General features: G+C 60.9%; 9 protein-coding genes. All 9 read left to right on the plus strand.

From position 1 onward, the window contains the following. Positions 1-2 precede the first annotated feature (2 nt). Positions 3-2,642 carry a type VI secretion system ATPase TssH gene (gene tssH / locus U5A57_RS10565; RefSeq protein ID WP_321910596.1) on the plus strand — a complete coding sequence of 880 codons (2,640 nt, stop codon included), beginning with the start codon at positions 3-5 and terminating at the stop codon, positions 2,640-2,642. Between the two features lie 98 nt (positions 2,643-2,740). Next, positions 2,741-5,422, plus strand: a complete 2,682-nt coding sequence (locus U5A57_RS10570; protein ID WP_321910597.1) for a type VI secretion system Vgr family protein — start codon at positions 2,741-2,743, stop codon at positions 5,420-5,422. Positions 5,423-5,424: 2 nt separating this feature from the next. After that, complete coding sequence (locus tag U5A57_RS10575) at positions 5,425-8,127, plus strand: DUF2169 domain-containing protein (RefSeq protein WP_321910599.1); 2,703 nt, start codon at positions 5,425-5,427, stop codon at positions 8,125-8,127. Positions 8,128-8,156: 29 nt separating this feature from the next. After that, positions 8,157-9,164: a pentapeptide repeat-containing protein gene (locus tag U5A57_RS10580; protein ID WP_321910601.1), complete on the plus strand. Its 1,008-nt coding sequence runs from the start codon at positions 8,157-8,159 to the stop codon at positions 9,162-9,164. A 16-nt stretch (positions 9,165-9,180) separates the two neighbouring features. Beyond that, positions 9,181-9,846 carry a DUF3540 domain-containing protein gene (locus tag U5A57_RS10585; RefSeq protein ID WP_321910604.1) on the plus strand — a complete coding sequence of 222 codons (666 nt, stop codon included), beginning with the start codon at positions 9,181-9,183 and terminating at the stop codon, positions 9,844-9,846. Positions 9,847-9,855: 9 nt separating this feature from the next. Continuing rightward, positions 9,856-10,251: a DUF4150 domain-containing protein gene (locus tag U5A57_RS10590; RefSeq protein WP_321910606.1), complete on the plus strand. Its 396-nt coding sequence runs from the start codon at positions 9,856-9,858 to the stop codon at positions 10,249-10,251. 16 nt (positions 10,252-10,267) lie between these two features. Next, positions 10,268-11,044: a hypothetical protein gene (locus tag U5A57_RS10595; RefSeq protein WP_321910608.1), complete on the plus strand. Its 777-nt coding sequence runs from the start codon at positions 10,268-10,270 to the stop codon at positions 11,042-11,044. A 142-nt stretch (positions 11,045-11,186) separates the two neighbouring features. Further along, positions 11,187-11,963 (plus strand): type VI secretion lipoprotein TssJ, encoded by a 777-nt coding sequence (locus U5A57_RS10600; protein WP_321910610.1) that lies wholly within the window; start codon positions 11,187-11,189, stop codon positions 11,961-11,963. A 17-nt stretch (positions 11,964-11,980) separates the two neighbouring features. After that, complete coding sequence (gene tssK, locus U5A57_RS10605; RefSeq protein WP_321910611.1) at positions 11,981-13,369, plus strand: type VI secretion system baseplate subunit TssK; 1,389 nt, start codon at positions 11,981-11,983, stop codon at positions 13,367-13,369.

The following is a 13,369-nucleotide window of genomic DNA, read 5'->3' on the forward strand; positions in this document are numbered from 1 at the left end:
CGATGTTGCTCGTTGAACTGAAGCCGCTGGTGGGCCGCCTGAACGGCTTTTGCAAACAGGCGCTCGAAGATGGTGTCGGGCTGTGCGTGTCGCGCGGTCATTACGAGATCACCGTCGAGCATCTGCTGGTGAAGCTCTTCGACGATCATCAGGCCGATATCGCGTTGCTGTTGCGCCAGAACGATGTCGACGTTGCACTGATGCAGCGCGCCGTCAACTTGTCGCTCGAACAGATGAAGACGGGCAACGCGGGGCGGCCCGCGTTCTCGCCGCTCCTGCTCGAACTGCTGCAGGACGCCTGGCTCATCGCATCGGTGGACCTGCAGGAACCGCTTATCCGTTCCGGAGCGGTCTTGCTCGCCTTCCTCGCGCGCCCGACCTACTACGCGACCGGCGACTACGCCGCGCCGCTGCGTGCGTTGAATCGCGAAACGCTGATCCGTGCGTTCGACGCTATCTGCGGCGGCTCGGTCGAGGCCGGCGCGCGTGGGGCGTCGGGTGACAACCCAAGCGATGGTTCGGCGCCCGCGAGCGGCGACGGCAGCGCGATTGCGCGGTTCTGTGAGAACTTCACCGAAAAGGCACGCTCCGGCAAGCTCGATCCGGTGTTCGGTCGCGACGCCGAGATTCGCCAGATGGTCGACATCCTTGCACGCCGCCGCAAGAACAATCCGATCTGCGTGGGCGACCCGGGGGTCGGCAAGACGGCGGTGGTCGAAGGGCTGGCGCTGCGTGTGATCGAAGGCGACGTACCCGATTCGCTGAAGGACGTGACGATCCTCGGTCTCGACATGGGCCTGCTGCAGGCTGGCGCGAGTGTGAAGGGCGAGTTCGAGAGCCGCCTGAAAGGCGTGATCACCGAGATCAAGGCGTCGGCCAGGCCGATCATCCTGTTCATCGACGAGGCGCACACGCTGATCGGCGCAGGGGGGCAGGCGGGCACTTCCGACGCGGCCAACCTGCTCAAGCCGGCGCTTGCGCGCGGCGAGCTGCGTACGATCGCCGCCACCACGTGGGCCGAGTACAAGAAGTACTTCGAAAAGGACGCGGCGCTCGCGCGGCGCTTCCAGCTCGTCAAGCTCGACGAGCCGGACGTCGACACCGCCGTGCTGATTCTGCGCGGCTTGAAAGCGAAATATGAAGACGTGCATGGGGTCGTGCTGCGTGACGATGCGATAGTCGCGGCCGCCGAGCTGTCGAGCCGCTACATCATGGGACGTCAGCTGCCGGACAAGGCGGTCGACCTGCTCGACACCGCCTGCGCTCGCGTCAAGGTGCTGCAACGCGCCAAACCGGATGTGCTGGAGAACACGGAGCGCCGCATTCAGGCGTTGCAGCGCGAGAAGCACGGACTTGAGCGCGACGCGGACAATCAGCAGCCTGTCAACCTCGCGCGCCTGGAAGAGATCGATACCGAGCTTGCGACGCTCACGGCGCAGGCGGACGAATTGCGCGTCTTCTGGGAGCAGCAGCGTGACGCGGCACGCGCGCTGCTGGAAGCGCGTGCGGCACGTCACGCGGCAAAGGCAAGCGATGCACCGGCCGATACGCTGCAAGCGCTCTCGGTGACGATTACCGCCGCTGCCGAAGCGTTCAAGGCCGCGCAGGGCAGTCAGCCGTTGGTCCACGTCGACGTCGATCCGGACGTGGTGGCGCGCGTGATTTCGGACTGGACCGGCATTCCGGTCGGCAAGATGCTGCGCGATCAGGCACAGAGCGTCATGCGCATGGCCGACACGCTGAAGGCGCGCATTCGCGGGCAGGATCATGCGATGGACCAGATCGCCGAAGTGCTCAAGACCGCCAAGTCGGGCCTGAAGGATCCCGATCAGCCGCTGGGCGTGTTCCTGCTCGCCGGACCGTCGGGCGTCGGCAAGACGGAGACGGCGCTGTCGGTGGCGGACATCCTGTTCGGCGACGAAAAATCGACCACGGTCATCAACATGAGCGAGTTCCAGGAGAAGCACAACGTGAGCCGCCTGATCGGCTCGCCGCCGGGCTACGTGGGCTACGGCGAAGGCGGTGTGCTGACGGAGGCGGTGCGCCAGCGGCCGTATTCGGTCGTGCTGCTCGACGAGGTGGAGAAGGCCCACCTCGATGTGATGAATCTGTTCTACCAGGTGTTCGACAAGGGCATGCTTTCGGATGGCGAGGGCAAGGAGATCGACTTCTCGAACACGGTGATCTTCCTCACGTCGAATCTCGCGACCGATGTGATCACCGAGATGACCGCCGGTGAAGACAAGCCCGATGCGGCGACGCTGCTCTCCGCCGTGCGGCCGATCCTGTCGAATCATTTCAAGCCGGCGCTGCTTGCGCGCATGACGGTGATTCCGTACTTCACGCTGCAGGGCGAGGCGCTGGCGGGCATCGTGCGGCTCAAGCTCGACAAGATCGTGCGGCGCGTTGCGCGCAACAACAAGATGCGCTTCACCTACAGCGAAGCGGTGGTCGAGCAGATCACGGCGCGCTGTACGGAAGTCGAAACGGGCGCTCGCAATATCGATTTCATCCTGCGCGGCACCGTGCTGCCGTTGATGTCGCAAGAGATCCTCACGCGTATGGGCGAGGGCGCGGCGTTGCCGGAAGTGGCGCTCGGCGTGGACGAGAGCGGCGATTTTGTTGTGAGTTTTCCGGGCTAGTCGCCGCGCGCAATCAGGCGTTGTCAACCCGACGCCATTGATGTTGGTCGGCGACTCAACGCCGCCAACACCGAAGAAGAACAGGACGGAAAATCAACATGGACTCAGCCGCCAATCAGATCATCGCCAACAGGCGTTTCGATTTCAGATCGAGCGCATTCGCCAAGGACAACGACAAGTTCGCAGTGGTCGAGATGGAGGGGTTCGAGTCGATATCGCGCCCCTTTCGATTTACGCTGACTCTGGTGTCCGGCGACGCGGCAATCGATTTCGACGTGATGCTCAGCAATCCCGCGACCTTCACGATCTACGGGCCGGAGGGAACGATGAGCACGCCCTATCACGGCGTGCTCGCGGAGTTCGAACAGTTGCACCGTGCGGATGGGTACGTGTTTTACAGGGCGGTTCTCGTGCCGCGTCTGTGGCGCTTGTCGCTGTACCGGCTCTCGGAAGTTTATCTGCAGGAGCAGACCATTCCGGAGTTGATCGAGAGCATCCTGAAGAAGGCGAAAACAGGCGGGCCTGACGACTTCGAGTTCAATCTGAAAGGAAGCTATCGGCAGCGCAGCTTCGTCTGCCAGTATGAGGAGACTGATCTCGACTTCATCTCGCGGTGGATGGAGAAGGAAGGCATCTACTACTACTTCGATCACTCCGGCAAAGCGGAGAAACTGCTCCTGATCGACGACAAGATCAAGCAAGCGCCGGGCGCGCTGAAGGTCGGCTATCGGCCCGACGACACGCTGGATACAGGTGTCGCGGCTGATTCCGTGCGCAACCTGGTCTGCCGGCAAAAGCCTCTTCCAGAAGCCGTTGTGCTGCAGGATTACAACTACTGCAAGGCTAATGTGGATCTCACCGCGAGAAAAGAAGTGTCGGCGGATGGGTTCGGTGAAGTGACCATATATGGAGAAAACTTCCTCGACGCGGACGAAGGCGGTCGCTATGCGAGCCTGCGCGCTGAGGAGATCATTTGCGGCGCGAAGGTTTTTTCCGGTGAGGGAGTAGCGGTGGGATTGCGCAGCGGGTACGCGATAGAACTGACGGGACATTACCGCGGCAGCTTCAACGGCCGCTATCTCGTGACCGAAGTCCATCACGAGGGTTCGCAGGCCGGCGCCCAGCTCAATGGTGTGAGCAATCCGTCCAGTTCAAGCGGACGCAGCAATGAAATCGTGTACCGGAACAGCTTTCGGGCGATTCCCCTCGACGTCCAGTTTCGCGCGGAACGGGTGACGGCCAAACCCCGTGTTGCCGGCACGATGAATGCAAAGATCGACAGTGAGGGGAAGGGAGAGTACGCGGATCTCGACGAGTTTGGACAGTACAAGGTGCAGTTGCTGTTCGACAAGACTGACAAGGACCCCAACAAGGGATCGGCACGCTTGCGTATGGCAACGCCGTATTCTGGTACCAACCATGGCATGCATTTTCCTCTGCATAAGGATGCCGAGGTGCTGCTGTCATTCATCGACGGTGATCCGGATCAGCCCGTGATTGTGGGCAGTTTGCCGAATTCGGAAAATCCGAATGTGGTGACGCAGGCAAATGAAAGTCAGAACGTCATCGAGACGGCCGGCGGGAATCGGGTCCAACTGGATGACGCAAAGGGCGACGAGAGTATCTGGCTTCATTCGCCAGCGGGGAAAAGCTCGATCGGCATCGGCTCAACGACTGCGGAGGGAGGAGACGGAAGTCTGTGGTTTGGTACGGCCGGTAGTTCCGGAAGCTTGGCCGCAACCACGACCTCATCTATCAGCGGAATCGCTAACTCCGTAGTGGCGGGCGTTAGCAGTAGTGTGACGGCCGGATCAATCAGTCGCAGCTCGTTTGCCGAGAGTGCCATCAGCCGAACCTATACAAGGTGGGTAACCAACACCAGCCAGACGGTGGTTGAGGGGCAATCCTATGAGGCCTGCGGCGTGAAATATTTGAAGGGTGAGGAAGCCGTGTTCATTATGGGCGGCCTTAAGAAGAGTGCCGTAGCGAAAGAAAATAGTTCCATCCGGTCGTGGTTTAAAAGTGTCTCCCTTGCTTTTTCAGCCTTTGATTTGGCAATGGCTGAGGCTTCGGTAGGCGAGTACGCGACGACGGAGTCTGTCCAATGGGGAAAAGGCGACAAGGTTGGAGCAAACAGCAAATTGGCTATCGGTTGGACGAAGTTCGTTCTGGCGCGTGTTCAAACCTTATATCAACTTTTTAAAAGTTCTAGCGAGAGGGTGGTGACAACTAGCTACGCCGACTATCGTAGCAGCCTATTGCTGAACAAAGAAAAAGCGATTTTGTCTGTCAAAGGGATTCCACCACAAAAGACTTTGGCGGATTATTTAAGAGAAATATCTCCGGATGGCAGTAAGAAGCTGAAAGAACTCCGTGACAATAATGAATCACTGGGGGAGCTGTCGATTACCACCAGAGAAACGTCTTTGGATTTCACAAGTGGTGAGGAGAATTCGCGTGGGGAGCTGAAGATTGACGGCAAGAAAACGTCTTTGAGCTTTAGAAGTGATGAAGAGAATTCGCGTGGGAAGCTGACGTTTGAAAAAAGCAACATTTCTCTGGTTCATAGAGCGGAAGAATCTAAATTTAAGAGCATTCTTGAGCTTAAAGAACACAACATATCACTGGGTATCAAGCCTAAGTCTCTTAATTATGGCTCTCCTCTCATGAGTTCACTGGAGTTCGCGGATAAGGCAGCGTCCATAACATGTGACGGCACCCTGGATTTCAAAGCAGGTGGCAATGTAACCGTGAATGGCAGACTGATACAGCTAGGCTAAAGATGAAGATCCTCTGCTCCAATGATCTCGCGATGCATTATCGCAGCCTGCAGTTCGCTCAGCGTAACGCACTCGTGATCGGCATGATGGCGTGCTTCCGGTTCGAACAAACCGGCCGGAATGCGTTGATCCCTGGCAATGAGATGTGGCCGCTCGTCACGCAGGTGTTGGGCGAGGCCGGCCTATTGGATGAGGTATATCCGAAGCCCGCGGGAGAGTACGCGGTCTACGGGGCAGCGTACGCGCCGGAGGGCCGGGCTGTCGAACAACTTCGCGTCAGTGTTTGCCTCGGTTCGTTGAAAAAATCGCTCATCGTGACCGGCAATCGCCAATTCAATGCCATCGGGCTCATGTCGCGGCCGAAGCCGTTCATTCGCATGCCGATCGTTCCCGAGACAGCATTCGGCGGCGACGGCTTTGCGGACAACCCGCGCGGGAAGGGTTATGGCGAAACGGGAGACGCCGACGGCGCAACAGTCTGGCCGTTGCCGAATATCGAATATGAATCCGCTCGTATTGCAAGCCGTGGTGAACGCATTGCACCCGCTGGTTTCTGGGGGTTCGACATCGCGTCGCCGACACGCCAGCAGTACCTTGGTACGTGCGACGATCACTGGCTCAAGCATGATTGGCCGCAAATGCCAGCCGACACGCGCTCCGAATTGTTTATGAGTGCCGCTCCCGACCAGCGGCTGCGGACCGGCTATTTCTCGGGCAACGAGTCCTTCGAAATCGCCAACATGCACCCGCTCCGGCAAACGCAGAGAGGGGCTCTGCCGGGGCTCCGCGCACGATGCTTTGTCAACCAGAAAACGTCCACTGGCGATTTGCTGAACGAAGTCACCGCCCATGCAGAGACGGTCTGCCTGTTCCCCGAACTCGAATGCGGGGTCGTAGTCTATCGCGCGATTTTCCATTGCGCGGACGACGAAGCGAGCGACGTGAAGCATATCAAGGCCGTATGGGAGACGTTGAACGAAGTGCCGCTGCCTTTTGAGCACTACCGGGCCGAGTTCGAGCGGGAAATCGGCACTGTGAATGCTGAAGCGGCATCCGCCCAGCCGCTAGCGGGAACCGGTGAGATACAAGCGGAGCAGGCCACCGCTGAGGCGCAGCCGCCCGGTAATGCAGCCGTGAACACGGATACGGAGGCGTCGGCCACGGTAGACGTGGAGCGCGACGCACAGTTTGCAGGCATCCATGCAATGGCTGAACAATTGGACGCGGAGATGCGTGCACTGATGCGGCAGCACAACGTCAGCGACGTTGACCTCGAGAAGTTCATGCCCCAGCCGGAACCGGTTGGGCCTGCGCCCACGTTCGAGGAACTGCAGAAGCAGGCTGACCAGTTGGGTGATGAGCTTCGGTCGTTGATGGAAAAGTACAACCTGACCGATGAGGACGTGAAGAAATTCATACCCGAACCGGAACAGGAGGACACGCCCTCATTTGCTGCAATGGGAAAAATGATGGCAGAACTGAGCGCCGAGACCCGCGCGCTCATGCAAAAGTACAACCTGACCGAGGAGGATCTTAAACGCACGCTGCCGCCAGAAGTCGTGGAAAGCCTGCGTGAAGGTTCGCTTTTGGAACCGCCCGATGTCGATTTCGCTGCGCTCGATATGAGGCAGCCGCCTCCAGCACCTGAGTCGGAACTCCGATCAGGGGCAGTTCCTCCGGCGCGTGCAGCCGCGGAAGATGCCGCCGCCGCTGCACTGACGCGCGAAGACGTTGCAGCCCGCCATGCAACGCGTGGCAGCTTTGCGGGCTATGACCTGACGGGGCTGGACCTTTCCGAACTCGACCTCACGGGTGCGGACTTCTCGGGCGCGACGCTAGATAGAGTCTCGTTTGCAAAGAGCCGGCTTGACGATGCCGTTTTTGCGCGCGCGTTGCTACGCGGAGCCGATTTCAGCGAAGCGACGCTTGAGCGCGCGAGGCTCGATGGCGCTAGCGCCGAGGGCAGCACATTCGCAAAGGCCAATCTGCAAGCCGCGCAACTTGTCGGGGGCGATTTCAGCAGCAGTGACTTTTCGGAGGCTTGCCTCGCGAAGACTGAACTGGATCGGGCAATATTCGACAAGGCCAGGCTGCCTGGTGTGAATGCCGCCTCTTGTCGAGCGCAGCAAACGAGCTTTACCGAGTGTGATTTGAGCGGTGCGAACTTCAGCAACGCAACGCTGCAGAGCGCGAGCTTCAACGAAAGTCGCCTTGCTCAAAGCCGCTTCTGCGGCGCGCTTTGCGAGCACGCCGAGTTCTATGGTGCCGAAGGCCACCAGGCCGATTTCACCGGCGCAGACCTGCGCAAGTCGCGTGCTGACGAGAAGACCTGCTTTGATGAAGCGGACTTTGCGAGCGCGCAGATCGCGCACGCGTGCTGGGACGGTACACAACTGCGCAAAGCTTCGTTCGAAAGTGCGCGGCTCGACCATGCCGACTTCAGCGGCGTGCAGGCAAGAGGCGCGCAGTTCCGCCTGGCCTCGGCCAAAGGTACCCGCTTTGAGCACGCCGACCTGAGCGGCGCGGAAATGAGCGCCATTAACATGTTCGGCGGCTCGCTGCGCAAAGCCAACCTGAGCGGCACCCGCATGCAGGACGCCAACCTGTATGGCGTGGACTTCGGCGGCACTCAGCCGATGTTCGCAAGCGTCGAGCGAGCAAACATCGAGCGCACCATTCTTCAATACCGCCCGCCCGTCATATGAGCCCTACGAATCCAGGTACACGGACGCGCATGGATGCGAACGAGGCACGAGCGGCACTCGCGCGCACCCAACGGATTGACGATGCGGACCTCTCCGGCGCAGATCTGTCGGGTTGCGACCTGTCCGGGTGTCGCCTTTCTAACGTGACGCTCGAAGGCGCAAATCTGCGGCAAGCGAGACTCGACAACGCGGACTTGCGGCAAGTCAGTTTTGCGGGCGCACAGCTCGAAGGCGCGACGGCTCAGCAGGCCCGCTTTGAAGATGTGGACTGGAGTGGCGCTGTCGCGAGCGCTGCGGACATGAGCTTCGCCTCTTTCGACGACTGCAACTTTACGCGGACGTCGTTTGCAGGCGCACGTCTCGCGCGCTGCGACACGAATAGCTGCGTTCACGTCGAGACGGATTACACGAAAGCTGATCTGTTCCGCTGGTCGGCGTCGCAAGCGGATCTGAGCCGGGCGCAACTGGGTGGGGCATCGCTCGTCAAAGCCTTTTTGCGCGGCGCCAACCTGAACGGTCAGGACTTGCGCAGCTGCGACCTGACCATGACGAGTCTTGATGGGGCCTCCCTTCAGAGGGCGAATCTGGCCGGGATGACGCTCGATAGAACCAGTTTCCTCGGCGCGCAACTCCAGGGCGCGGATCTTCGCGGTGCGCGCGGCCAGTATGTTGGGCTGATCCTCGCCGTGCTAACGCAGGCCGACATTGGCGACACGCATTTCGACGGTGCGAATGCGAGTGAAGCCGACTTCGGCGGCGTGCAATCGGGCGGTGCATGCTGGTCGAAATCCGTGCTGCGCCACAGCGTCTGGCGCGCAGCATCGCTTCACGGCGCAAGATTCATTCATTGCGATCTATCGCACGCCGATCTGTCCGACGCCGACTGCTCGGGCGCGGATTTCAGCGGTGCCAATCTTCACTCGCTTGTGCAGAAAAACACGCTCTGGAGCGGGGCGAAGCTGGATGGCGCGCGGCAAACCGATCCAGTATTGGCGCGCGCCGAAGCGTGGCAGCCGCCCCACACCGATAAACGCTAAAGAGGGAGAGTCCTTTATGAATCCCGCACTCGTATCAATAACGCGCCCTGGCAGCGATCAAGCTGTCTCGATGACATACGCAACGGTAACTGGTCGTGCCGGTCAGTGGTATTTCCTGCAGACGGCTGATGTCGTCTCGACTCGCGCCCTGCGCGCCGACAGTTGCCTGATCGACCCAGACTGCGGAGATCGGGTGCTGGTTTGCACGGGCGGTTCGCATACCGCTTCGTACATTCTCGCCGTCCTTTCGGGCGCAGTTCAGGGTGCCGCCGCAATCGTGCTGCCCGGCGAGGTTTCCCTGCACACGGACGACGGCGTCTTGAGGGTCGAGGCAGACCAGATCGACATGCACGCACGCCGGCGGGTGGAACTGGATGCGCCGGAGATCGGCATGTCGGGGTTGCGTGGCGAGTTCAAGTTTGCCCGGTTCGACGCCACCGTACAGCAGTTGCAAGCCAGTCTGGGTTCCGTGCGCACTCTGGCTCACACGATGACGAATACCGTAGGGCGGCTGATCCTGCGCGCTCGCGACAGCCTGCGCTGGGTCGAGGACACCGATGAAACTCGAGCTGGGCGCATACGCATGCATGTGGACGAGCGTTTCCACATGTCGGCGCGGCACGCAACGGTACTGGCGGAAGGCCAGGTCAAGATCGACGCCTCGAAAATCGACCTCGGATAGGACGCCATCATGTTTGCAGTTACCGTGGAAGCCGGTCAGTGCATGAGCACACCGGACGTTTGCAAGACGCCCGCGCCGCCGGGGCCACCCGTGCCAGTGCCGTACCCGAACATCGCGATGCCGCAGATGGGCTATCAGCTGACGCAGAAGGTACTGATCGTGGGCAAGCCGGCACTCACGAAGGCGTCTCAAATCCCGAACTCGTCCGGCGACGAACCCGGCGTCGCAGGTGGTGTGGTGTCGGGCAAGGTGATGGCCGAGATGAAATTCACTGCGGGCAGCATGACAGTCAAGTTCGAAGGCAATGCGGCTGTGCGCCTGAACGATCCGACTCAGCACAACGGGGGCAACGCGGTGGGCGCGGTCCTCGTCCCGAGTCAGAACGTCGTTATGGTCATGAGTTGATAGTTAGGAAGGGGCAATGAAGACTATCTGGATTACAGCATTCGACAAAGAAAAAGACGCCACCCGCGTCGCCGCATTGTCGCAGTTGCTAAAGCAATACGGCCTCGCCACGCAAGGCCACTTCTGGGTCGACGAACCCGACAAGCTCGCGTGGCGAGCGGGGCTCGATGCGCTCAATGCCGCGCGCGCCGACCTCTGGCTGATCCTCGCCGACGACGACACGCTCGCCAAGCCTTCAGTCCGCTACGGACTATCGGTGTTCGCTGCGAGCCTGCGCGCCGCGCGCGGTTCGGGCTTTCCCGTTGTGGTGTCAGCGGTGAAGGCTATTGAGGACATGCCCAAGCTACTCGGCGACGCGACCGTGCTCGTAGAAAGCCATGCCGCGTGGCCGGCGAAAATCGTCGCGCGCGCGAATCTCGCGAAGGCGGGCGAGCCGCAAGACCATCGCTTCGAGGTGGTCGGCGAAGAGCAGCTCGGCCAGTGGTTCGCCATCGGGCCGCGTAGCGGCGAGTGGCACGGCGTCGTGTTCGGCGTACACGGCGGTGATGCGAAGATCGATTTCCAGGCGGTGGGCCCGCGCGGCAAACTGCCGGAAAAGACTGTGCTCGAATACGCGCAGGAAGGTCTGACGTTGCAGGTCGGAGAGCGAGAGTACACGGCTTGGGCGGTGCGCAACCGGCTTGGCGATGGCGATGCTTACTACGCCCGGGTCAAGGGATCGCCGGAAAGCATTCTTTTCCTGCCCTACACCGAGGACAGCGAGGCCAGCGCAACGATTCTGCCGCTGGTTTGACGCGGCGTTCCCCAGATCGCTTTCGATTCAGTTTTGAATAATGCCGCATATTGGTCTTTCTTCACTGCTTCAGTACACCAGAATATCTGCAAAATTCGTGGCGGCGGGCAACGCTCCACTGCAAAAAAATGAGGCACTGACAATGGCCGAGTCTGTAAAGAAGAGCAGGGCCGCAAAGCGCCTTGAAGCTTGCGCGCGGGTTGCGCGGCCGCTAGCCGGGTTGGCCAGCATCGCGGGTGTGCTCGCGCTCGCCGCATGTGGAAGCACGCCGCCGAAAGATCCGCTCGCCGACGTGAACTGGAGCTATGCCGCCGACTCGATCATTCTGGAGATAAGTGCCGATCCGGCGCTCAACCAGTACGACGGCCAGTCGCACACGCTGCTGCTCGGGATCTACGAATCAGGCGATGCACAAGCCTTCCGCAATCTCACCGCCGAGCCCAGTTCGCTGGCGGATACGATGGCATCCGGCAAGGTGCCACAGGCCTTCAGCCAGTTTTCGCGCTACGTGGTCTCACCAGGTCAGCACTCCTGGCTCATTCTCGATCGAGCGCAGAACACACGCGCGATCGGCGTGGCCGCGGGTTATGCGCAGTTCGGCGTGGCCAATGCGGCTCGGCAATTCGACGTGCCAGTTGTCACCAAAACTTCAGGTTTCATTTTCCGTACGCACAGCCAGTTGCCCGGACCGCTCGTCGTGCGGCTCAACCTGGGCACGCAGGGCATCCTGAACGCCGAAGTCCAGTCCGACGGGCCAGACCCCGCAGCGTTTCAGCACGCGCAGCCGCTCGAAGGCGGCGGCAAGCAAATTCGTTTGAGTGGCGCCGCTCCGGCTAATCCGGATGCAACAGGCGCCACGACAGGCATTCTGGGCGCCGCGAGTGCGCAAGACATGTCGTTTCGCAAGCTCGCTAACTAGCATATCGATCCCATCACATGGACCATAACAAGGGTATCTATTGGCACCAGGGCATGTTCATGCAGCCCCAGCACTTCCAGCTGGCGGCGCTGCACGAACAGTCCCGTAACAAGCCTGTCTTCGAGACAGGCTTGCCGCACTTTTGGGGCGTGGGCGCGCTCGACATCGCGGCGGGCGCGATTGCACGCCAGACCATCGAAGTGCGATCGGCGCGGCTGATCTTTCCGGATCACACGTATGTCGAATTTCCCGGTAACGGGGTGCTGGCGCCGCGCTCGTTCGACGCAAGCTCGATCGGCGAAGGGCGCACGCTGACCGTCTATCTCGGTGTACGCAAACTCGCTGCCGAGGGCAACAACGTCACGTTGTGCGAATCACTCGACGCCGCTGCCGCCGTGCAGACGCGCTATGCGAGTCTCCAGCACCCGCCCGAGGTGCCCGATCTGCACTCGAACGGTCCCGCCGCGCCGGTGCATACGCTCCTGCACGTGCTCAAGATTTTCTTCGAAGGCGAGACCGCCAATCTCGGCCAGTACGATCTCATTCCGATCGCGCAGCTTGCGCGAATGGGCGATACCGTGACGCTATCGGACCGCTTTGTTCCGCCGTGCCATGCATTGTCCGGGTCCGATACGCTGCTGCGCATCGTTCGCGAGATTCGCGATGACGTGGTCGGGCGCGCGCACCAGTTGCAGGAGCTGAAAAATCCGCGCGAGCTGCAGAAGGCCGAGTTCGATCCAGGCTACATGATGCTGCTGCTCGCCATGCGTACGCTCTCTCGCGCCGCCCCGAGCCTCGTGCATCTTGCGCAGACGGCAACAGTCCATCCGTGGCACCTGTACGGCGAATTGCGCCGCCTGGTGGGCGAACTCAGCGCGTTTTCCGAGCGCTTCGACATGCTCGGCGAGGCGCAGGACGGCACGCCCGGTCTGCCGTCTTACGATCACACCGATCTCTACACGTGCTTCTCGCGCGCGCAGGTGTTGATCGGCTTTTTGCTCGCGGAGATCGCAACCGGACCCGAGCATCTCACGGTGCTCGACTACCGCGGTGGCATGTTCGCGGGCGATCTGCCGCGCTCGTTCTTCGACCGGCGCAACCGCTTCTATCTCGTGCTGCGCACAGAGCAACTGGCAGCCCAGGTTGTCGATGGCGCGTTGCACGATGCACGCCTCGCCAATGCCGCCGACGTCACGCGCCTCGTCGCCCATGCGTTGCCGGGGCTCGAACTCATCCATCTGCCGAACGCGCCTCAAGGCATGCCGCGTCGCGCGTCGTCGAACTACTTCCGGATCGAGCAGGTGAGCGAGCTGTGGGATGCCGTCGAACGCGACGAGAACATCGCGCTGCAGTGGCCCGATGCGCCGCAAGATCTGCGTGCCGAAATTGTCGTGCTGCGGAGATAG

It is taken from the genome of Paraburkholderia sp. J11-2 (assembly GCF_905220185.1).
In the GTDB taxonomy this organism is placed as follows: domain Bacteria; phylum Pseudomonadota; class Gammaproteobacteria; order Burkholderiales; family Burkholderiaceae; genus Paraburkholderia.